At 72.0% G+C, this 20,672-nt stretch carries 18 protein-coding genes; 10 read left to right on the top strand and 8 right to left on the bottom strand.

Annotation, left to right across the window (positions count from 1 at the left end; all coding sequences use genetic code 11):
• The first annotated feature begins 112 nt into the window (after window positions 1-112).
• Together ABZ272_RS04300 and ABZ272_RS04295 are read left to right on the top strand one after the other, a co-directional pair.
• A complete protein-coding gene (locus ABZ272_RS04300; protein WP_355048450.1) occupies window positions 113-598 on the top strand; it encodes a SigE family RNA polymerase sigma factor in 486 nt (161 codons plus the stop codon).
• The gene (locus tag ABZ272_RS04295; RefSeq protein WP_355048449.1) at window positions 595-1,659 is read left to right on the top strand and encodes an LCP family protein; all 1,065 of its coding nucleotides are present in this window, start codon (window positions 595-597) and stop codon (window positions 1,657-1,659) included. The genes ABZ272_RS04300 and ABZ272_RS04295 overlap by 4 nt, the downstream gene beginning before the upstream one ends.
• A 72-nt stretch (window positions 1,660-1,731) precedes the next feature.
• On the opposite strand, the gene ABZ272_RS04290 is transcribed toward ABZ272_RS04295, so the two are convergent.
• Both ABZ272_RS04290 and ABZ272_RS04285 read right to left on the bottom strand, forming a co-directional pair.
• The gene (locus ABZ272_RS04290) at window positions 1,732-3,288 is read right to left on the bottom strand and encodes an LPXTG cell wall anchor domain-containing protein (RefSeq protein ID WP_355048448.1); all 1,557 of its coding nucleotides are present in this window, start codon (window positions 3,286-3,288) and stop codon (window positions 1,732-1,734) included.
• Between the two features lie 145 nt (window positions 3,289-3,433).
• Window positions 3,434-3,646 (bottom strand): hypothetical protein, encoded by a 213-nt coding sequence (locus ABZ272_RS04285; protein WP_355048447.1) that lies wholly within the window; start codon window positions 3,644-3,646, stop codon window positions 3,434-3,436.
• 122 nt (window positions 3,647-3,768) lie between these two features.
• Here ABZ272_RS04285 and ABZ272_RS04280 point away from each other — a divergent pair, with 122 nt between their 5' ends.
• A complete protein-coding gene (locus ABZ272_RS04280) occupies window positions 3,769-4,152 on the top strand; it encodes a phage holin family protein (RefSeq protein ID WP_355048446.1) in 384 nt (127 codons plus the stop codon).
• Between the two features lie 135 nt (window positions 4,153-4,287).
• Complete coding sequence (gene fbaA / locus ABZ272_RS04275; protein ID WP_124771129.1) at window positions 4,288-5,313, top strand: class II fructose-bisphosphate aldolase; 1,026 nt, start codon at window positions 4,288-4,290, stop codon at window positions 5,311-5,313.
• Between the two features lie 57 nt (window positions 5,314-5,370).
• Here the strand turns inward: fbaA and ABZ272_RS04270 are convergent, their stop codons facing one another.
• On the bottom strand, window positions 5,371-6,564 hold the full coding sequence (locus ABZ272_RS04270; protein ID WP_355048445.1) for a hypothetical protein: 1,194 nt from the start codon (window positions 6,562-6,564) through the stop codon (window positions 5,371-5,373).
• 248 nt (window positions 6,565-6,812) lie between these two features.
• On the opposite strand from ABZ272_RS04270, the gene ABZ272_RS04265 reads away from it, so the two are divergent.
• Window positions 6,813-7,241, top strand: coding sequence for a DUF3151 domain-containing protein (locus ABZ272_RS04265; RefSeq protein WP_355048444.1), 429 nt, complete (start codon window positions 6,813-6,815; stop codon window positions 7,239-7,241).
• Between the two features lie 44 nt (window positions 7,242-7,285).
• On the opposite strand, the gene ABZ272_RS04260 is transcribed toward ABZ272_RS04265, so the two are convergent.
• Together ABZ272_RS04260 and ABZ272_RS04255 are read right to left on the bottom strand one after the other, a co-directional pair.
• Window positions 7,286-9,547, bottom strand: a complete 2,262-nt coding sequence (locus ABZ272_RS04260) for a chromosome partitioning protein (RefSeq protein ID WP_355048443.1) — start codon at window positions 9,545-9,547, stop codon at window positions 7,286-7,288.
• A 71-nt stretch (window positions 9,548-9,618) separates the two neighbouring features.
• On the bottom strand, window positions 9,619-10,644 hold the full coding sequence (locus ABZ272_RS04255; protein WP_355048442.1) for a hypothetical protein: 1,026 nt from the start codon (window positions 10,642-10,644) through the stop codon (window positions 9,619-9,621).
• A gap of 124 nt (window positions 10,645-10,768) precedes the next feature.
• On the opposite strand from ABZ272_RS04255, the gene ABZ272_RS04250 reads away from it, so the two are divergent.
• The 3 genes from ABZ272_RS04250 (at window position 10,769) to purD (ending at window position 14,542) form a co-directional block, all read left to right on the top strand.
• Window positions 10,769-12,058, top strand: coding sequence for an adenylosuccinate synthase (locus ABZ272_RS04250; protein WP_355048441.1), 1,290 nt, complete (start codon window positions 10,769-10,771; stop codon window positions 12,056-12,058).
• 157 nt (window positions 12,059-12,215) lie between these two features.
• Entirely contained in the window at window positions 12,216-13,151 is a 936-nt protein-coding gene (locus tag ABZ272_RS04245; RefSeq protein WP_355048440.1) for a type IV toxin-antitoxin system AbiEi family antitoxin domain-containing protein, read from the top strand.
• 140 nt (window positions 13,152-13,291) lie between these two features.
• Complete coding sequence (purD, locus tag ABZ272_RS04240) at window positions 13,292-14,542, top strand: phosphoribosylamine--glycine ligase (protein WP_355048439.1); 1,251 nt, start codon at window positions 13,292-13,294, stop codon at window positions 14,540-14,542.
• A 139-nt stretch (window positions 14,543-14,681) separates the two neighbouring features.
• On the opposite strand, the gene ABZ272_RS04235 is transcribed toward purD, so the two are convergent.
• On the bottom strand, window positions 14,682-15,749 hold the full coding sequence (locus ABZ272_RS04235; RefSeq protein ID WP_355048438.1) for a DUF418 domain-containing protein: 1,068 nt from the start codon (window positions 15,747-15,749) through the stop codon (window positions 14,682-14,684).
• 146 nt (window positions 15,750-15,895) lie between these two features.
• On the opposite strand from ABZ272_RS04235, the gene ABZ272_RS04230 reads away from it, so the two are divergent.
• Together ABZ272_RS04230 and ABZ272_RS04225 are read left to right on the top strand one after the other, a co-directional pair.
• The gene (locus ABZ272_RS04230) at window positions 15,896-17,041 is read left to right on the top strand and encodes a histidine kinase (protein WP_355048437.1); all 1,146 of its coding nucleotides are present in this window, start codon (window positions 15,896-15,898) and stop codon (window positions 17,039-17,041) included.
• Entirely contained in the window at window positions 17,038-17,679 is a 642-nt protein-coding gene (locus tag ABZ272_RS04225) for a response regulator transcription factor (RefSeq protein ID WP_355048436.1), read from the top strand. Before ABZ272_RS04230 ends, ABZ272_RS04225 begins: the two co-directional genes overlap by 4 nt.
• A 22-nt stretch (window positions 17,680-17,701) precedes the next feature.
• Here the strand turns inward: ABZ272_RS04225 and ABZ272_RS04220 are convergent, their stop codons facing one another.
• Together ABZ272_RS04220 and ABZ272_RS04215 are read right to left on the bottom strand one after the other, a co-directional pair.
• Window positions 17,702-19,264 carry an AMP-binding protein gene (locus ABZ272_RS04220; RefSeq protein WP_355048435.1) on the bottom strand — a complete coding sequence of 521 codons (1,563 nt, stop codon included), beginning with the start codon at window positions 19,262-19,264 and terminating at the stop codon, window positions 17,702-17,704.
• Window positions 19,265-19,457: 193 nt separating this feature from the next.
• Window positions 19,458-20,672, bottom strand: coding sequence for an acyl-CoA dehydrogenase family protein (locus ABZ272_RS04215; protein ID WP_355048434.1), 1,215 nt, complete (start codon window positions 20,670-20,672; stop codon window positions 19,458-19,460).

Raw genomic sequence — 20,672 nt, 5'->3', positions numbered from 1 at the left:
CGTCGCCCCCGATCACCGCCTGGTGAGCAGGACGAACCGAAAGGCTGATCACCGCCACCGCAATGTTCGGCGCGTCCGCTCCCGTCATCTGAAGCAGACCCCGGGAGGTGCAGTGACGTACGAGGAGTTCGCGGACACGCGGCTTGCCCCGCTGCTGCGGTACGCGGTGATGCTCACCGGTGATCCGCACCAGGCGCAGGATCTGGTGCAGGAGACGATGGTCCGGGTCCAGCTGAACTGGCGGCGGGTCGCCCGCGCGGACTCGCCCGAGCGGTACGTGCGCCGCATGCTCACCAACCAGTACGTCGACTGGAAGCGCGGCTCGTGGATGCGTCGGGTGCTGCTGCGCGGGGAGCCCGACGAGTCCCTGCCGGCGGCCGCCGACCACGCCCAGTCCGCCGTGGACCGGGACCAGATCTGGACCTGGCTGTCCCGGCTGCCGCGCCGGCAGCGCGCCACCCTCGTGCTGCGCTACTACGAGGATCTGCCCGACGCCGAGATCGCCGACATCCTCGGCTGTGCCGTCGGGACCGTCCGTTCGTCCATCTCCCGGGCCCTCGCGACGCTCCGGGCCGAGTACGTGGAGGTTCCCTCATGATCGAGGATGACCTGCGTGCCGCCTTCGCCCGGCACGAGCCGCTGACCCCGCCGACCGGCCCGCTGCGCGCGGCGATCGACCGCCTGACCATCCGCCGTCGCCGTCGGCGTCGCCGCTGGCAGGCCGGTGGTGTCGCGTTGGCCCTGCTCGGGGTGCTGGGGATCGGGGTGCCGCTGCTGACTCCCGAGCGCGGGGGTCCGCCGCCGGCTGCCGAACTGCTCGGTGAGTCCGCTCGACCGGCGCCAACCGGCGCTCTGAACATCCTGCTGCTCGGCCTCGACGGCGACGGGCCGGCGGCGACGCGGTCCGACGCGGTGCTGTTGGTGCACATCCCGGCCGACCGCAGTCGCCCCTACCTGGTGTCACTGCCCCGCGACCTGGGCGTGTCGATCCCGGGCCACGGCACCGACAAGCTGAGCGCCGCTTTCCCGGCCGGCGTCGGGTCGACCCGGCCCGAGATGACCAAGGGGTACGAGCTGACCCGGCGTACGGTGGCCGAGCTGACCGGGGTACGGGTGGATGCCGGCGTGGTGCTGACGTACCGCGCCGTGAGCGCGCTGACCGACGCCGTCGGCGGTGTGCCGGTCTGCCTGAGCGACCGGGTGCGTTCCGTACACACTCGGCGGGTCTTCCCGGCCGGGTGCCAACGCCTCGACGGCGCCGCGTCGATCGACCTGCTCCGGCAGCGCTACGGTCTGCCCGCAGGCAGCCAGGACCGGGACCGTAACGCTCGTCTGTTCGCCGCCGGTCTCGTCCGCCAGGCCACCGACCAGGGCGTACTGACCGATCCGGTACGCCTCGCCAGGCTGCTGGCCACCGTCGCCCCCGACCTCGTGGTGTCACCCGACCGGGCGGCCATCCTGGACCTGCTGCGGCTCGTGCCCACGCTGCGGTCGGTCGAGCCGGTCGGGATCGGACTGCCGGTCGCCCTGCCGACCGCGAGGGATCGCTCCCTGCGTGCCGACCCGACGTTCGTGCCGGAGTTCCTGAAGGCGCTGCGGGAGGACCGCCTCGGCGAGTGGGCCGCCCGTCACCCGACCTTGGTCGACCGGGCCCGGTAACTCCGTGAACTGCGACGGCACCCCACCGCCAAGGGGACGAACGACGGTGGGGCGCCGGTCAGGCGGGGCAGGTCAGGCGACGAAGTGGCTGCTGCGACGTCGGGCTAGCAGGTACGCGCCCAGACCGGCGGCGAGCAGCAGGCCACCGAGGCCTGCGAGCAGGCTCGTGGGGGTGCCGGTGATGGGCAGCGAACCACCGCCACCGCTGCCTCCGTCACCGTCACCGCTGCCACCACCTTGGCCCGGGTTGACCAGGATCGTGGCCCGGTCGTTGGCCGGCTTGATGTCGCCGGTGAAGCCGCCGCCGGCGGGACACTCACACGGCGCGTTGACCCACACCGTGCCCTTGGCGTTGGGGGCGATCTTGTCGATACGCAGCCGGAAGTCCACGGTGTAGGTCTTGCCCGCGACCAACAGCATGTCCGAGGCGCACTGGTACGTCCGGGTGCCCGGTCGCAGTTGACAGCCGAGGGGAACCTCGACGGCCGTGGTGCCGGGCGGCAGCTCGACGAGCGTGTGGGTGGCGGCCTCCCATTCCTCGCTCACGTTGTCGAGCGTCGCCGGGCCGTTGTTCCGGAAACCGACGGTTGCCGTCACGACCGTGCCGACCCCGCCCTTGAGGGTGGTGCCGATCGCCGCGAGGTCGGTGCCGTTCCTGCCGGTGACCTTGATGATCCAGCCCGTGTAGTCGTAGCCCGGGCCGACGTCGGTCTGGTCGGCCTGCCGCGTCCGGTTGGGCGCATCGGTCAGGGTCAGCTTCGGGCCGGTGCCCGGCGCGGCAGTTCGGGCACCGACGGCTTCCCGTACCCGGGTCAGGTCCTCGAAGTCGGCGATGGTCATGAACTGGGCATAGCCGGACTGGTTGGTCGGGGCGTAGGTGTCCCTGGCGAGTTCGAGGTTCAACGTGGTGGCGAGCCCCTCGCCCGGCGGGATCTCCTGGTCGAACTGGCAGGAGACTAGGTGGTCGTCGGAGTAGCGGCAGTTGCTGAACCGATCCTTGGTCCGGATCGCGTACGGAAGATCGAAGACCGCGACGAAGCCCGTGACGGTCTTGTCGCCGACGTTGGACACGGCCAGCGGGACCGTCACCTTTCCGCCCGGTTTGGAGGTGGCGGTGGTGAAGGGTCCGCCAGCCAGGTCCACGCCCTCGCCGATGCGGACCCGCGAGGTGTAGCTGCCTCGCCGCCCGCCAGCCGCCTCGAAGCTGACCACGAGGTCGCCAGAGTCGCCGAGCTGCGCGTCCTCGGTAGCGGCCAGGTTCACCCGCTTGGTGCCGTTCCGGTAGATCCCGCTGCCGAGCGGCGGTAGCTCGTTGAGGACGACAGCGAACTGCTCCGGACAGACGAGAACGCCCGGTTCCGGAGTCGTGCACGTCTGCTGGTCGGCCGGCGTGATGCTGATCTTGCCGGTGAGAGAGCGGTAGTCGTACCGCACGGAGACGCCTTCGAGGGTCGTCGGCTCGTTGGCGTACAGGAGCAGGCCGGACATCTTCTCCGAGCCGACGGCCAGCGTGGCGTCCTGGAAGTACGGCTCGATCGTGGCCGCGGCGACGGCGGGTGTGGCGGACGCGGCGACCAGGGCGCTCACGGCACCCAGCCCGACCAGCCAGCGGATCGAGTGCTTGAGCACGAGGGTCCTCCCGGAGAGTTGACGACGCTCGTACAACCTAGGGAGAACCGGCGTCCTGCGCACGCCCCGTCCTATCGATGCGCATCCAACTATCCGAACGGCGTGGCACCTCTGCCGTAACGGGCAGTCCGTGCTCGCAGCGGGATCAGCGGTAGTCGTCCTCGTCCGCGGTGACCACCCGGGCCTGCTCCATGGCGTCCCAGTCGTCGACCTCCATGCCGCGGTGTGGCTCGCCGTCGACGTCGGCGGGGTCGACCGAGGTGGCCTGTTCGACCGCGTCGGCCGGCTCCGCCTCCGGATCGCGTTCGTCCGCGGCGAGGTGGTCGCCGGGGGTGAAGTCCTCGTCGGGCTGACCCATCGTCCCTCCCGGGGTCTCGGGGCACGGCTCCCACCACCGTACGGGCTGCGTCCGCTCCGCGCCGGCAAGCCGAGTCGGCCGAATCACCCCGGGACGGCAGGAGCCGGTGCCAGGATGGTGCCGTGGGCTTCCTCATCCGACTGGCGATCACCGCGGTCGCGTTGTGGGTGACCACGCTGATCGTGCCCGGGGTGGACGTGCACGGCCGCTCCGGTGGCAACACCGTGCTCACACTGATCGTGGTGGCGCTCATCTTCGGTGTGATCAACGCCGTGCTCAAGCCGGTGATCAGGGTGGTCGGCTGTGTGTTCTACCTGCTCACCCTCGGCCTGTTCGCCCTGGTGGTGAACGCGCTGCTCTTCCTGCTCACCGACCGGATCGCGCGTGGGCTCGACCTGCCGTTCCAGGTGGACGGTTTCTGGGCGGCGTTCTGGGGAGCGATCGTGATGACCGTGGTCACCTGGCTGATCAGCGTGATCGTGCCGGACCGTCTGGACACCCGGTGAGGGGCTGACACCCCCTCGGTTGGTCCTGCGCACCTCACCTGCGGGATACTGCCGGGCGGAGGACAGCGCGGTCCGGCGCACAGACGAACAACAGCGGCCAGCACGGCCGAGAGTGGTAAGTAAGGAGCACATCACATGCCCATCGCTTCCCCCGAGGCCTACGCGGAGATGCTGGACCGCGCCAAGGCTGGCCGGTACGCGTACCCCGCGATCAACGTGACCTCCTCCCAGACGCTGAACGCGGCGCTCAAGGGCTTCGCCGACGCGGAGAGCGACGGCATCATCCAGGTCTCCACCGGTGGCGCGGAGTACCTGTCCGGTCCCTCGATCAAGGACATGGTCACCGGCGCGGTCGCGTTCGCCGCGTACGCGCACGAGGTGGCCAAGAAGTACTCGGTGAACATCGCCCTGCACACCGACCACTGCCCGAAGGACAAGCTGGACAAGTTCGTGCGTCCGCTGATGGGCATCTCGCAGGAGCGGGTGAAGCGCGGCGAGGAGCCGCTGTACCAGTCGCACATGTGGGACGGCTCGGCCGTGCCGGTCGCCGAGAACCTGCAGATCGCCGCCCAGCTCCTCGACGAGGCCGCCAAGGCCAAGATCGTCCTGGAGATCGAGGTCGGCGTCGTCGGTGGTGAGGAGGATGGCGTCGAGAACGCCATCAACGACAAGCTCTACACCACCACCGAGGACGGCCTGGCCATGGTCGAGGCGCTCGGCCTCGGCGAGAAGGGCCGCTACATGGCGGCGCTGACCTTCGGCAACGTGCACGGCGTCTACAAGCCGGGCAACGTCAAGCTCCGCCCCGAGATCCTCAACCAGATCCAGGAGGCGGTCGGTGCCAAGTACGGCAAGGACAAGCCGCTGAGCCTGGTGTTCCACGGCGGCTCGGGCTCCCTGCTCAGCGAGATCCGTGAGGCGCTTGACTACGGCGTGGTGAAGATGAACATCGACACCGACACCCAGTACGCCTTCACCCGGCCCGTCGCCGACCACATGCTGCGCAACTACGACGGCGTGCTGAAGATCGACGGCGAGGTCGGCAACAAGAAGCAGTACGACCCGCGCGCCTGGGGCAAGGCCGCCGAGGCCGGCCTGGCCGCCCGGGTCGTCGAGGCGTGCGAGCACCTGCGCTCCACCGGCACCACGATGACCAAGTAGTTGGTGAAAGGAAGGGCCCCCTATTAGCACCCGTCTGTTAATAGGGGGCCCTTCCTTTCACGCGGTCAGCAGGCGGACGGCTTCGCGGACGTCGTCGGTGAGGTGGATCGTCGACGACAGGTCACCGAACGGCGAGGCGGCCAGCAGCGGACGCAGCAACGCCTCCACCGGCAGCTCCCGCGTCCAGTAGGAGCGGTCCAGGAAGATGTACGCGCCACTGGCCCCGTCGGTGCCGTAGTAGGTCTTGGTGGCCGCCTGGAACACCTCCTGCACCGTGCCCGCCCGTCCGGGCGCGAACACGATGCCACCCCGAGCGAGGCGCAGGATCGTGTCCTCCCGGATCGCGTTCGAGAAGTACTTCGCGATCCGTCCCGCGAACAGGTTCGCCGGCTCGTGCCCGTAGAGCCAGGTCGGGATGGCCAGCCCACCGGCCCGCGCCCAACCGAGGTCGTCGCCCCGCTGGCGGGGTACGCCCGCGTACCGCTGCCGGGCCGTCAACGCCGCCGCCGTGTACCGGTGGTGGTCGGTGAAGTCGGGCGCGGTGGCCAGCAGGTCGATCGCCGCGGTCAGGTCCGCCGCCGGTCGGTCCGCCAGGTAGGCGCCGAGGTTCGCGGCCTCCATCACCCCGGGACCGCCACCGGTCACCACCAGCCGGTCGGCCCGCGCCAGCTCCCACCCCAGCACTGCCGCCATCCGGTACGCGGGGCTGCCGCGCCGTACCGCGTGCCCGCCCATGATGCCCACCACCGACTGCGCCCCGTGGGCGGTCAGCCAGGCCCGGGTGGCGTCACCCAGCGCGTTGTCCACGCCGTGGTCGTGCAGCCGCTGGCCGAGCGCCTCCTTCACGTCCGGCAGCGCGCCGCCGTGCGCCCGGTAGTGCTCGTACACCCGGGTGTCGTACATGCCGGCGAACCCGCCCTCGACGAACCCGGCGGCGAGGTCGTCCGGGGTGTAGAGGTGCGCCGGCTGGGTCGGGTACGGCAGCCCGGAGAACGGCGGCACCACGTTCGCGCCGCGCCGGACCAGGTCGGCGCCGACCTCCCGGGAGGCGAACCGGCAGCCGACGAAGAGAGCGCCGGTGACCTCGACTCCGGTCAGGTCGGGCACCGGGGCGAGGTCGAGGCGTAGCCCCTGCACGGTCAGCCCGGTCAGCCGGCCGGTGACCAGTTGCCGGTCGAATTCGTCCCGGGTCTGGATCTCGTCGGCGTGCAGGTGCGGTTCGATGACGTCGGTGGGTGGTGGGGTCGGCACCGGGCCATCCTGCCCCTTCGGCGGGGTCGGCCAAACCCCGGAGGGCCCGGGACGCGACAGGAGCCCGGCGGTCGTGGCCGCCGGGCTCCTGCGTAACCGGGTCCTGGGGAGGCTCCGGACCATTAGTTGTAGTGGAAAACACCTGGCGGCGGCATAGGCCGCAGGCGTGATGAACTCCTCAGCCGTTCAGCGGGACGCGTCCGCCGACCCGCTCGCATGTCGCCCTGTCCAGCGGGTTGAATGGGGCGATGCAGAACCTTTTGCCGGAGCCACCGGCCACCCTCCTGCCCGCGAACGACGAGGCCGACGCCGCCCTGGCCGCTGCCCAGGAGGCCGGCACCGACGAGGCGTACGCCGAGGTCGCGGCCCGCTTCCCGACCTTCAGCGCGGCGTGGGGCGCGCTCGCGGCCCGGGCGTTCGCGGCCGGCGCGGTGGTGACGGGCTACGCGTACGCGCGTACCGGCTACCACCGTGGCCTGGACCAGCTCCGCCGCAACGGCTGGAAGGGCCACGGACCCGTGCCGTGGTCCCACGAGCCCAACCGGGGCTTCCTGCGCTGCCTGTACGTGCTCTCCCGGGCCGCCGACGAGATCGGCGAGGCCGACGAGGCGGCCCGCTGCGCCCAGTTCCTGCGCGACTGCGACCCGGCAGCGGCGGACGCGCTCGCCAGCAACTGACCCGTTCCGACGGCCGGCCCGGCACCGGGCCGGCCGTCGGCTGCTCAGAGCCCTTCGGCGACCGCTGCGGCGATCTTCAGCCAGGCGTCCCGGGTGGCCGCGGAGAGACCGCCGTACCGGATCGGCTCGCCGCTGTCGATGAGCCGCTCGTACGGCGCCAGCAGCACCGCCCTGGTGCGAGCCGCGAAGTGCTCCTGGATGGCCGGCAGGTCGATCTCCTTGCGCGACGGCGGCATCGACACCACCGTCACCGCCTGCCGGACCAGCCGCTGCCGGCCGCTCTGCTCCAGGTGGTCGAGCATCCGGGCGGCGGTCTCCGCCGAGTCGTTACGGGCGGACATGGTGACCACGAGCTGGTCGGTGGCGTCCATCGACGCCTGCCAGTTCTGCGCCCGCACGTTGTTCCCGGTGTCCACGAAGATCAGCTTGTAGAACCGGCTGACCACCTCGCGGATCTCGGCGAACGCGGCTGCGGTCAACATCTCGCCGCCGGTGGCCGACTCGTCCGAGGCGAGTACGTCGAACATGCCCTCGCCCTGCGACCGCACGTACTGCGACAGGTCGCCGACCCGCCCGTGCGCGCCCTGGAACTGCCCGAGGTCGCGCAACATGTCGCGCACCGTGCGGGCGTGGAAGTCCTGCTGGGCGCGCATCCCGAGGGTGCCCTGGGTCTCGTTGTTGTCCCAGGCCAGCACGTAGCCGCCGCGCTTCTGACCGAACGTCATGGCGAGCAGCAGGATGGCCACCGTCTTACCGGCGCCGCCCTTCGGGTTGACCACGGTCACCTGCCGCAGCCCGCCGAAGTTGCGGCGCACCATCTCGATGTCCCGCTTGAGTTCCTGCTCGTGCCGCCCCGGAGAGAGCCGGAGCAGGCCCATCTTGTTGACCACCGCCCGTACGCCCATGGTGGCCACCGGGTCGGCGGGCCGGACCTGCCGACGGCGGGCGAAGTCCTCTGCCGTCGGCGCGGCCGTGGTCTCCGGCGTCCACGTGGCGTCCGGGTAACCCGTGGCCGGCACCCGCGCCACCGGGTCGGTCTCCTGGTACTGCTGCGGCGGGACCGGTGGAGCCGCCGCCGCGACCTGCTGCCAGGGCGGCGGATACCAGCCCGGCGACGGGGGGAACGGCCCCGGCGGCGGGGTCGGCACGGCGTCCTGCTGCGGTGGTTCCGCCGGGCCGGCCTGGCCGGGGATCGCCGCCTGACCGCCGTAGACCTGCCCCGCGTACATCTGCCCCGCCGCGCCGCCGCTGTCGACGGCGGGTGTCGGCGCTGGTGGGACCGGCGGGGTGGGGATCGGTGGCGGCGGGATGTCGACCTGCTCCGGTGCCGACGGGGTCGGGCTGGCCGGTCGCTGCGGTGGATACGCCCAGGGTGACTCGGTCGCGGGCCGAGCGGCCCCGACGGCAGGCGCGGTCTCCCCGCCACCCTGCGACACCGGTTCCGCTGCCGGCCCTGCTGCGGTCGGGCCGGCCTTGCCCGCGTCCATTGCGGCTGAACCGGCAGCCGTGCCAGGGCTTGCGGTGGCCCCTACCTCGGCGGCTAGGACCGGCGGGCGGTCCAGGGAGAACGGCAGGTCCAGGTCGACGCCGCCGGACGGCCCGGGGACCGGGCCGGTGCCGGAGCCGTCCGGTGGCCCCGCCGCGGGCGGGCTGCCGGCTGCTTCAGTCGAGGCGGCAGTCGGTCCGGCGACGGTGCCTGCCGCTTCCGGTGCGGCACCGGGCGCCCCGGTGCCGGTCGCTCCGTTCGCGCCGCCGGGCGACGCCGCGGTGGCCGCGGGGTTCGGCGTGGCGTTGCCGGTGGGCGCAGTGCCGGGCCCGATGAACCCGCCCACCGCGGGCGGCAGCGGTGGTGTCGGCGGTGCGGGCGGCGCCGAAGGAGCGGGCGACGTCGTCGACGCGGGTGACGCGGCCGGCGGGTCGGCCGGAGGCCAGCTCGGTTGCGCCGGCGCCCAGCCCGTGCCCGGCCCGCCCGGCCCGTTCGCGCCCCAGCCGGTCGGCGGCGGCACCGCCCCGGTCAGCGACGGATAGTCCGACGGAGATGGCGGCGGCAGGGCCGCTGCGCCCGGCTGCCCGGGGACGCCCGGACGGCCGACCGACGGCGCCGTGATCGGCGGTGCGGCGACCGGCGGCGACACGGCCGCCGGCGCGGACTGCGACGGGGCGACCCGCTGCTCGGCGACCGCCGCCCACGGCGGTACCACCGCTGCGCCCTGCTCGGCCGGATCCGGCGGCCACAGTGGTTCGATGTCCCGCTCCGGCACCGGCTGCTGGCCGGGCACCTGCGCCCGGTCGGCGTTCTTGTCCATTACGGTTCCTCCCCAGTCCTCCTGCGAGGATAGGCCCACCGGCCGACCGGGGCCGGTCGGCGCAACGGGGGTCAGACCACCCAGACCGCCCACGCACCCGGTTCGACCCACCACGAACGCTTGCGGGTCAGCTCACCCTCGACGCCGTCGTCGAGGTAGGGCACCTTTCCCTCGCGGGGCAGCACCGACACCGCCCGTCCGCGAGCCCGCCGCACTTCGAGGCGTACCCGCTTGCGACCCCACGCCGACCTGACGACCACCGGAACGGCCACCGCGACCTCGACCCGGCCGTCCGCCGGGTCCGGCGCGGCCAGCAACGTCACGTCGTCGAGCGACGCGTACCCGCCGGCGTTGCCGACCGCGCAGGCCAGCAACGGTTCGTCACCGTTCGTGAGGACGGCGTCGTCGACCTCCACCCGGGCCCGCCAGTGCAGCGGCCGGCCCGCGTCGTCGGCGGCCCCGAACAGGGCGCCGTCCAGGGTCACCGAACCGCCGTCGTTGCGCAGCAGATCCAGCCGACGCGGCGTGCCGTCGAGCACCGCGGCCGCCACGGCCGCCGGGTCGCGGGGCAACCCGAGCTGCGCGGCCAGGTCCCGCTGGGCGCCGCCGCGCGCCGGGTCGAGCGGGAGTACGGCGACCGGCGGCAGGTCGGGCAGGGTCCGGTCGTCGCGCAGATCCGCCGGGCGACGGCTCGGCGCTGGCGCGTACCGCCGAACGAGCCGGCGCAGCACGGCGCGCAACTGACCGTCGCTGGCCGTGGCGACGACCAGCCGGGTCTTGCCGTCCGTGTCCGGCCAGGTGAGGCCGTCCGGACGGGCCGGGCCATCGAGCTGCGCGAGTACGGCGTCGATCTCCGCGTCCGAGCGGGCGGTGACCATCTGCACCCGGGCGCCCCGGGCGGTCAGCGCGTCGGCGCAGGCCAGCACCGGCACCCGGGGCCGGTCGGTGGCGCAACTGTCGGCATCGGCCGGCGTCGGTCCGGTTCCGTCGACGCCCGCGCCGGTCGCGTCCGCGCCGCCGCAGCAGGCCTCGCCGCTGCCGCACCCGCCGGAAGCGTCCCGCTCCGACGCAAGGGTGAGCAGCACCACGTCGTACACCGAAGGAGCCTCCCGCCTCTCGACGCGACCCCTGCCGGTCGCGCCGTCACTACTTGTTAACCTGACACCCCGGGCTCGCCAACCGGTCGCCATCTGGCACCCGAGCCTTCTGGAGGCGGAAGAGATGCCAGCGATCGTGCTCATCGGCGCTCAGTGGGGCGACGAGGGCAAGGGCAAGGTTACCGACCTGCTGGGTGAGCGGGTCGACTACGTCGTGCGCTACTCCGGCGGCAACAACGCCGGGCACACGGTGATCACCCCGGACGGCCAGAAGTACGCGCTCCACCTGATGCCCTCCGGGGCGCTCTCGCCGAGCGCGATGATCGTCATCGGCAACGGCGTGGTCGTCGACCCGAAGGTGCTCCTCGCCGAGATCGACGGTCTCGCCGAGCGTGGCGTGGACGTCTCCCGGCTGCGGATCTCCGGTGACGCGCACCTCATCATGCCGCACCACCGGGCACTGGACCGGGTCGTCGAGCGGTACCTCGGCTCGTCCCGGATCGGTACCACCGGTCGGGGCATCGGCCCCGCGTACGGCGACAAGGTCGCCCGCATGGGCATCCGACTCCAGGACCTGCTCGACCCGGGCATCCTGCGCAAGAAGCTGGAACTCGCGCTGCGCGAGAAGAACCAGATGCTGTTCAAGGTCTACAACCGTAAGGCGATCGACCTCGAGGCCACGGTCGAGGAGTACCTGGAGTACGCGGAGCGGCTCAAGCCGTACATCGCCGAGACGCGGGCCATGCTCTGGGACGCCCTGGACCGGGGCGAGACGGTGCTGTTGGAGGGCGCGCAGGCCACCATGCTGGACATGGACCACGGCACGTACCCCTTCGTGACGTCGTCCAACCCGACGGCCGGTGGCGCCTGCGTGGGCGCCGGCATCCCGCCGACCGCGATCAACCAGGTGATCGCGGTGAGCAAGGCGTACACCACGCGGGTCGGCTCCGGGCCGTTCCCGACCGAACTGTTCGACGCCAACGGCGCGCACCTGCGCAAGATCGGCGCGGAGTACGGCACCACCACCGGCCGGGAACGCCGGTGCGGGTGGTTCGACGCCGTGGTGGCCCGGTACGCGTGCCGCCTCAACGGTGTCACCGACCTGGTCATCACCAAGCTGGACGTGCTCACCGGGCTGCCGAAGGTGCCGATCTGCGTCGGTTACGAGATCAACGGCAAGCGGGTCGACGACATGCCGATGAGCCAGACGGACTTCCACCACGCCACACCGGTGTACGAGGAGCTGGACGGGTGGTGGGAGGACATCACCAAGGCCCGCACCCCGGAAGACCTGCCCGAGAACGCCCGCCGCTACATCGCCCGCGTAGAGGAACTCTGCAACACGAGGGTGAGCGTCATAGGCGTAGGCCCAGGCCGAGACGAAAACGTAGTCCAACACCCCCTCCTCCCCTAACCCCCCGGGCCATTAGTGCCGGTGATCATGAGGTTGGCGAGGGCTGCGAAGATCGAGTTCCCCGTTAACCTCATGATCGCCGGATGCTCCGGCGGGTTTGTCCACAGGTTTTCCACAGGGGTGGTGTGGGGAGTGTCGGCGCGGCAGCGTGACTGCCGTGAATCGCGTGGATCTCCTGCGTTCCATCGCCGCTGAGCAAGATGGGTTGGTCACCCGGGCGCAAGCGATGCGGATAGGGTTCAGCCGGAACGACATCGATCAGCTCGTCGCCGCCGGCCGGTGGCGGCGGGTGGCCCGAGCGGTATACCTGACGTCTGGACATCGCGTCGACCCGCCCAGCCGCCGATGTCGCATCCGCGCTGCTGTGCTCTCGCTGGGTCCGCCCGCGCACGCGGTCTTCGGGACGGCGGCTGAACTACACGGCATTGCCGGCCTGCCGCAACGTGACGAAATCCACGTCGCGCTGCCCGGTAGGGCGGCCAGATTGGCGCGGATCGCAGACCCGGCCGTCGTGCTGCACCAGCTCGAACATCCGCCAGAGACGGTTTGTCGATGGAGGGGAATCCCGGTAACCACGCCGTTGACGACCATCAGCGAGATCCTCCTCCGGGAGGACCGGTACGCCTCTGTCTCAGTGCTCGATTCGGCGCTCAATCGCCGCCTGCTCACGCTTGATTGTCTGGCGCGCATTCCGGCGCTGATCAGGGGTCGGCGAGGTGCGGTCGCGGCACGGGGTTACCTCGCCGAGGCCGACGGCCGGTCTCAGTCACCTTTGGAAACCCGAAGCCGTCTCCGGTGCGTTGACGGGCGGGTGCCGCCCGACGTTCTCCAGTTGGAGATCCGCGATCCGGACGGCTATCTCCTCGGAACCGGCGACCTCGGTTGGCGAGGCCCGCGGGTGGTCGCCGAGGCGGATGGTCGGGATGTCCATAGCGTTCCGGAGGCGGTCTTCGCCGACCGGCGCCGCCAGAATCGTCTCGTGAACGCCGGCTGGACGGTCCTCAGGTTCACCTGGCAGGACACGATGCAGCCCGACTACATCCCGTGGACGGTCCGCCAGGCCATCGCCGCCGCTCGATTCAATCGATCATGAGGTTGGCGGCGTAGTGGATCGCAACGGCTCCCGCCAACCTCATGATCACCGGGCCCGGGGGGGCGGGGGTGGGGGTGGGGGTGGGCGGGGTGGCGGCGGGGAACGGGGGTGGGGAGGGGTGGGCGGTAGGATGGCGCGTTGTGCGGGTTCTCTTGGTGGGTGGTGGAGGGCGTGAGCATGCGCTTGCCCTCGGGTTGGTTCGCGATTCGGCTGTCGACGCGCTGATCGCCGCTCCAGGTAATCCGGGGATCGCCGAGGTCGCCGAGGTGAAGACCGTTGCCGCGACCGATCCGGCCGCCGTGGCGGCGCTGGCGGTGGAGACCGCAGCCGACCTGGTGGTGATCGGGCCGGAGGCGCCGCTGGTCGCCGGTGTCGCCGATGCCGTACGCGCCAAGGGCATCGCCGTTTTCGGCCCGTCGGCCGAGGCCGCCCAGTTGGAGGGTTCGAAGGCGTTCGCCAAGGACGTGATGACCGCCGCCGGTGTGCCGACCGCCCGGGCGTACGTCTGCACGGACGAGGAGAGCACCGCGCGTGCGCTCGACGAGTTCGGCGCGCCGTACGTGGTGAAGGACGACGGTCTCGCCGCCGGCAAGGGCGTGGTGGTGACCGACGACCGGTCCGCCGCGCTGGCGCACGCCGCCGAGTGTGGCCGGGTCGTGGTCGAGGAGTTCCTCGACGGCCCGGAGGTCAGCCTGTTCGTGGTCACCGACGGCGAGGCGACCCTGCCGCTGCTGCCCGCGCAGGACTTCAAGCGGATCGGCGACGGCGACACCGGCCCGAACACGGGTGGCATGGGCGCGTACGCGCCGCTGCCGTGGGCACCGCCGGGCCTGGTCGACGACGTGATGCGCGACGTGGTCCACCCGACGCTGGCGGAGTTGCGCCGCCGGGGCACGCCGTTCGCGGGCCTGCTCTACGTCGGCCTGGCGATGACCGCCGCCGGCCCCCGGGTGATCGAGTTCAACGCGCGCTTCGGTGACCCGGAGACCCAGGTGGTGCTCGCGCTGCTGGAGACTCCCCTGGGTGGGTTGTTGCACGCGGCGGCCACCGGCACGCTGGCCGAGCACCCGCCGCTGCGCTGGCGGGACGGCGCCGCCGTCACCGTGGTGCTCGCCGCGCAGGGCTACCCGGCCGCGCCGCGCACCGGCGATGTGATCACCGGCGCGGACCGGCCGGGCATCATCCACGCGGGCACCGCCCGCCGGGCCGGCGACGGCGCGTTGCTGTCCGCCGGCGGCCGCGTTCTCTGTGGTACGGCCACCGGGCGCGACCTGGCGGCCGCCCGGGACGCGGCGTACGCGCTGGTGGACGGGGTGGAGTTGGCGGGCTCGCAGCACCGCACCGACATCGCCGCCGCCGCGATCGACGGCCGGATCACAATTCCCGGCTGAAGCCGTTGGCCGCTCCTGCATCAGCCGGCCCAGCGCGACCAGCGCCGAGGTCGACGAGCTGAAGCCGCTTCTCGGCGTGGGTCAGGCCGAGTCACGACCCCGTGTCCCGACGCCTGATCGGCGCGCGTCGCCGCGCGGGTCAGGCCGGGGTCGTCGACTCCGTGTCCCGACGCCTGATCGGGGCGCGTCGCCACCACGTCAGGCACCGCCACGCCCACTCGACCGGGCCGTACCGGAACGACCGCAGCCAGAGCACGCTCCACACTGCCTGGACGATGATGATGGCGACGGTCAGTCCCACGATGCGGGGCAGGTCGCGGGTGCTGTCGATGCCCAGCGGTGGACCGGCGAGCAGGAACAACGCGGTGGCGCTCAGGTAGTTCGTCAGGGCCATCCGGCCCATTGGCGACAACATCGCGGACAGCGCCGGTCCGACCGGCGTGTGTAGCAGCAGCACCAGACCGCAGCAGTAGGCGAGGCCGGTGGCGACGCCGGCGAGCGGGGGTAGCAGGCTCACGCCGCCGCCTGGCCCGCCGAGGATGTTGACGAACGGCAGGTCCACCTCGCGGAGGGTCAGCACGATCCAGGTAACCGCGAGCGCGGCGAAGACGACGAACGCGGTCGCCACCCGAGCGACGCGACGATCGAGCGCGGCCGGCACGCCCAGCTCTGCCAGCGCGTAGCCGAGGGCGAGCAGGCCCGGGATGGGCCCGTATCCGACGACGAGTTGCGCGCCGACGAGCAGCAGCAGTACCGCGACGACGAGGGCCACGCGCCCGCCGAGGTAACTCAGCGGGAGCAGTACGAGAAGACCGGCCAACGCGTACGCGGTCAGCGCCTCGCCGGGGTGGACGACGAAGTGCGCGAGACCGATCAGCAGGAGGACGACCAGTCGGCGGGCCAGCACCACCCGGGGCCGGGTGGTCCGGGTCGCGGCGCGTCGGAGGAAGATGCCGAAGCCGACACCGAACAGGATCGAGAAGATCGGATAGAACCGCTCGTAGAAGAGCAGTTGCACCGCCTCCGGTAGCTGCGACGAGGTGCCGGCCGCCTCGCCGCGGAAGACGACCTGCTGGTAGATGTTGATGATCAGGATGCCGCAGAGCGCGAAGCCGCGCAGCGCGTCCAGCGCGCCGATCCGTGGCCCGACGGTGGAAACGTCGGTCGATTGCGGTGGCCGGTCAGTCGTCCGTACCGATTCGGTCATGGGTCGATCCCACCGTGGGGTCGCCGAGCGTCGTCAGCGGAGAACGTCTGGACCGCTACCTCCTTTCGTCGTATGCCGGTCGTGGGTTCGTCGGGTCCGCGCACGCGTGGCGGGCCGTTTCCCGGGCGTCCCGTTACCCTGCTGCCATGGGCCGAGACCGGGCGCTCCGGGTCGCCGTGGACGTGCTGTTGGCGCTTCTGGCGACGGCGGCCGGCGGTGGGCTGGAACTGGCGGATCGGGACGTCGAGACCAAGCTGATCCCCGCGCCTACCTGGGCCTACGTGGCCGCTCAGGTGGCCGCCGCGCTCATGCTGCTGATGCGTCGGCAACGCCCGTACACCGCCGCGTTGACCATCGCGGGGATCAGCCTCTTCGCGCCGGCCTGGGCCGCCGTCCTCGTTCCGTATGCCGTCACGGCGTACGGCCGGGGTCGACGGTGGCGACAGTGGACGGTGATCGGGCTGCTGACGGTGGCGTTCCTGGCGGGGGCGAGCGCCTGGTCGATCGACGACCCGTTCACCGCGCCGACCGTCATCCTCGCCGCAGCGGTCCTGGGCATGTACGTCCGGGCCCGGCGGAGCCTGCTGGCGGAGTTGACCGACCGGGCGGAGCGGGCCGAGCGGGAGCGCCTGCTCCTGGCCGATCAGGCGCGCGCCGAGGAACGGGTGCGGCTCGCCGCCGAGATGCACGACGTGGTGACCCACCGGATCAACCTCATGGTGTTGCAGGCGGGCGCGCTTCGGGTCACCACCACCGATCCGACGGCCCGGGCGGCGGCCGAGGAACTGCGGGCGACCGGCTGCCAGGCCTTGACCGAGCTGCGCGACCTGGTTGGGGTGCTGCGGGGCGAGGACGGACACCCGCGGGTCGATCCGGTCCCGGACGACACCCCCGAGCTGGTCCGGTTGGTCGACGACTCCCGTGCGGTCGGTCTACCGGTGCGGCTCGCCGAAGTCGGCGACCCGGAGGGACTCTCGGCGACGGTGCGCAGGACGCTGTTCCGGCTGGTCCAGGAGTCGCTGACGAACGTGCACAAGCATGCGCCGGGCGCCACCGCCACCGTGTCGATCGAGTACGGCGGGCGGACGGTGCTCGTCACGGTGTCGAACACCCCGGCGGGTCGGTCACCCGACGGTGCCCTGGCTGCCGCCGGTGGTGGCACCGGCCTGGCCGGGTTGCGGCACCGCGTCGAGGTGCTCGGCGGGACCTTCGCGGCCGGACCGACGGGGTCGGGTGGCTTCACTGTTAACGCGACGCTGCCGGTGCGGGTGTCGACGGCGGTGCGGTCGTGATCCGGGTACTCGTCGTCGACGACGAGCGGATGGTCTGTGCCCACCTGCGCACGATCCTCGGGTCCGCGCCGGACCTGACGGTCGTCGGCGAGGCGTACGACGGGGCGGACGCGGTGGAGGCCGCGGTGCGACTACGCCCCGACGTGGTGCTGATGGACCTGCGGATGCCGGGCGTCGACGGGATCAGCGCCACCGAGCGGATCATGACGCTGCCGGCGCCGCCACGGGTCCTGGCCCTCACCACGTTCGACCTGGACGACTACGTGACCGGCGCGCTCCGGGCCGGCGCGGCCGGCTTCCTGCTCAAGTCGACGTCGCCCGACGATCTGCTCGCCCTGGTACGGGTGGCGGCGGCCGGGCACACGGTGCTCTCCGCGGTGGCGGCTGACCGGCTCGTCGCGCAGACGGCGCGGAGCCAGCGTGCCCGTGACCTGCTTCTGTCGCTCACCGAGCGCGAGGTGGAAGTGCTGGAGAGCCTCGGGGCCGGCCGGTCGAACCAGCAGATCGCCCGTCGCCTGCACCTGTCCGAGGCCACCGTCAAGGGCTACGTCTCCCGGCTCCTGGTCAAGCTCGGTTGCGCCAACCGGACCCAGGCGGCGCTGCTGGCGCAGGAGGCTGGCCTGGGCCCACGCCGGTGAGGCCGTCGGCGCGCCCGGACGATCAGCTGTAGTAGCGGCGCAGCTCGCGCGCGAGGACCTTGCCGGTGGCGTTGCGGGGCAGGTACTTCACGTAGACCACGTCCCGGGGCACGGAGAAGCGGGCCAGGTAGTGCCGGACGTACTCGCGGACCGCCTCGGGGTCGAGCGTCTCGCCGGGGTGCAGGGCGAGGAACGCGGCGAGTCGCTGGCCGTACTCGGGGTCGGGTACGCCGATCACGGCGGCCTCGCGTACCTGCGGTAGCTGGGCGAGCAGGTCCTCCACCTCGGACGGGAACACGTTCTCGCCCCCGGAGACGATCATGTCGTCGGCCCGGCCGTCCACGAAGAGCAGCCCGTCGGGGTTGAGCCGGCCGAGGTCGCCGGTGTCGAGCAGCCCGTCGCGGGCCTGGGGGGTGGCACCCGAGGTGTAACCCTCGAAGAGCATCTCGTTGCCGACGAAGATGCGGCCGACCTGTCCCTGCGGCACCGGTTGGCCGGCGTTGCCGAGCAGTTCCAGCCGGGTGCCGTGCGGTGGCCGGCCGGCCGTGGTGGGTGCCTGGCGCAGGTCCGCCGGGTTCGCGATGGACGCCCAGGAGACCTCGGTGGATCCGTACAGGTTGTAGAGGACGTCCCCGTACGCGTCCATGAACTTCGGTGCGAGCCCGCCGGGCAGGGCCGATCCGCTGACCGCGACGACCTTGAGCGTGGGGCGCGGGTCCGGCGGGGGCACCTCCAGCAGCCGCTGGAGCATCACGGGTACGGCGAAGAGGGCGTCGCAGCGGTGGGTGACCAGGGCGGCGAGCGTGGCGGCCGGGTCGAAGCGGCGGTGCAGCACGATGGTGGCCCGCAGCGCGAAGCACACCTGGAGCGCGGCGAATCCCCAGGTGTGGAAGATCGGGGCGGCGATCAGCACCCGGTCCTTCGTGTGCAGGGGTATGCGGTCGATGATGGACACGAGCGGCCCGAAGCCGCTGGGTGTGGGACGGCGGGCGCCCTTGGGAGCGCCGGTGGTGCCCGAGGTCAGCACGATGATCCGGCCGTCGCGTTCCGGCGGGTGCAGCTCGCCCGGTAGCGCCCCGGCCACCAGTTCCTCGCGGGCGCGCTCGTCGAGGCGGGGTAGCTCGGCGGGCAGGCCGAGGACCCGTTCGGCGAACTCGTCGTCGTGCACCAACAGCCGCAGCCGTTGTTCCTCGGCGACGGTCGCCAGTTGGGCGGCGGAGAGGCCCGTGTTGACGAGCACCGCGTCGACGCCGAGCAGCGTCGCCGCGACGATCGTCTCGATGAGTCCGTGGTGGTTCCGGCAGAGGACGCCGATCCGGTCGCCGGGTTGTACGCCGAGCCCGGCCCGCATCGAGCGGGCCATCCGCTCGGCCCGGTCGAGGAGCGCCTGGTAGGTCAGCTCGACGCCGTCCTCGTCGATGATCGCCGGTCGTCCGGGGTCGCGGGCGGCCGCCTGGCGTAGTTCGCCGGCGAGGCTCCATCCCCAGGTGCGCAGCGCGTTGAGCTGCGAGGCGATCCGGACCGGGCGGCCCGGGGTGAGCAGACCGCGACGGGTCAGCGTGGTGACGACGAACGGCAGGTCCATGCCGCAGACCTCCTTGGGGGGTGGCACGCGGACAGCCCCATCCGGCGGGGCGTCTTCCTTGATCATGCACCGGGGGCGGCGGCGGGCCCAGCCGACGTCGGCGTGGGGTGACGTAGTCGGCACAGATAGGCAGAAGCGGTGGTCCGGGCGGGGTCAGGGGACACCCCGGCCCGGACGACCGTCGGCCGGAGGGTCAGCGGATCTGCATGCCGGAGATCGCTCGGGAGATGACCAGTCGCTGGATCTCGGACGTACCCTCGAAAATGGTGTAGATCTTCGCGTCGCGGTACCAGCGCTCGACCGGGTGGTCGCGTAGGAACCCGGCGCCGCCGAGCAGTTGTACGGCCTTCTCGGTGACGGACACCGCGACCTCGCCGGCCTTGAGCTTGGACATCGAGCCCTCGCCCGCGGTGAACGGGCGGTTGTTGCGGCCCATCCAGGAGGCCCGCCAGACCAGCAGTCGCGCGGCGTCGATCTCCATCCGCATGTCGGCCAGCGTGAACGCGACGGCCTGGTTCTCGACGATCGGCCGTCCGAACTGGACCCGGTCCTTGGCGTAGTCGAGGGCGTACTCGTAGGCGGCGCGCGCCACGCCGAGTGCCTGCGCGCCCACGGTGGGTCGGGACAGCTCGAACGTACGCATCGCGGCCTGCCCGCTGGCGCGTTGCCCGGACCGGGCTCGGGCCAGGCGTTCGTCCAGGGCGTCCTTGCCGCCGAGCAGGCAGCGGCCGGGCACGCGTACCTCGTCGAGGAAGACGTCGGCGGTGTGTGACGCGCGCAGGCCGAGCTTGCGCAGCTTGCGGGTCGCGGCCAGGCCGGGCGTGCCCGGCGGTACGACGAACGCCGCCTGACCGCGCGAGCCGAGCGTGGGATCCACGGAGGCGGTGACCACGTGCACTCCGGCGATACCGCCGTTGGTGGCGTACGCCTTCTGGCCGGTGAGCACCCACTCGTCGGTGGCCTCGTCGTGGACGGCGCGGGTTCGCATCGCGCTGACGTCGGAACCGGCCTCGGGTTCGCTGCTGCAGAACGCGGCGACGGCGGGCGAGTCGACGTCGCCGAAGCACTGCGGCACCCACTCGACCAGCTGGTCCGGGGTGCCGGTGCCGTAGATGGCGGCGACGGCGAGCGAGGTGCCGAAGATGCTCAGGCCGATGCCGGCGTCACCCCAGAAGAGTTCCTCGCTGGCGATGGGCAGGGACAGTCCGGTCGGATCGGCCCAGCAGGTGGCGAGGAACTCGAAGCCGTAGAGGCCGACCTTGGCGGCCTCCTGGATCACCGGCCACGGGGTTTCCTCGCGTTCGTCCCACTCGGCGGCGGCCGGGCGCACGACCTCGGCGGCGAAGCCGTGCACCCAGTCGCGTAGATCCCGCTGTTCCTCGTTCAGGTCGAGCGAGAACTCGGCCAT

Origin of the sequence: Micromonospora sp. NPDC005979 (assembly GCF_040614415.1) — a bacterium.
Lineage (GTDB): Bacteria > Actinomycetota > Actinomycetes > Mycobacteriales > Micromonosporaceae > Micromonospora.
This window is presented reverse-complemented; position numbering and strand designations above follow the sequence as displayed.

Coding starts and splice junctions, on each gene's coding strand:
- ABZ272_RS04295 (WP_355048449.1), top strand. CDS start 595: ATGATCGAGGATGACCTGCGTGCCGCCTTCGCCCGGCACGAGCCGCTG.
- ABZ272_RS04250 (WP_355048441.1), top strand. CDS start 10,769: ATGCCAGCGATCGTGCTCATCGGCGCTCAGTGGGGCGACGAGGGCAAG.
- ABZ272_RS04215 (WP_355048434.1), bottom strand. CDS start 20,672: ATGGCCGAGTTCTCGCTCGACCTGAACGAGGAACAGCGGGATCTACGC.
- ABZ272_RS04265 (WP_355048444.1), top strand. CDS start 6,813: ATGCAGAACCTTTTGCCGGAGCCACCGGCCACCCTCCTGCCCGCGAAC.
- ABZ272_RS04285 (WP_355048447.1), bottom strand. CDS start 3,646: ATGGGTCAGCCCGACGAGGACTTCACCCCCGGCGACCACCTCGCCGCG.
- fbaA (WP_124771129.1), top strand. CDS start 4,288: ATGCCCATCGCTTCCCCCGAGGCCTACGCGGAGATGCTGGACCGCGCC.
- ABZ272_RS04260 (WP_355048443.1), bottom strand. CDS start 9,547: ATGGACAAGAACGCCGACCGGGCGCAGGTGCCCGGCCAGCAGCCGGTG.
- ABZ272_RS04235 (WP_355048438.1), bottom strand. CDS start 15,749: ATGACCGAATCGGTACGGACGACTGACCGGCCACCGCAATCGACCGAC.
- ABZ272_RS04220 (WP_355048435.1), bottom strand. CDS start 19,264: ATGGACCTGCCGTTCGTCGTCACCACGCTGACCCGTCGCGGTCTGCTC.
- ABZ272_RS04230 (WP_355048437.1), top strand. CDS start 15,896: ATGGGCCGAGACCGGGCGCTCCGGGTCGCCGTGGACGTGCTGTTGGCG.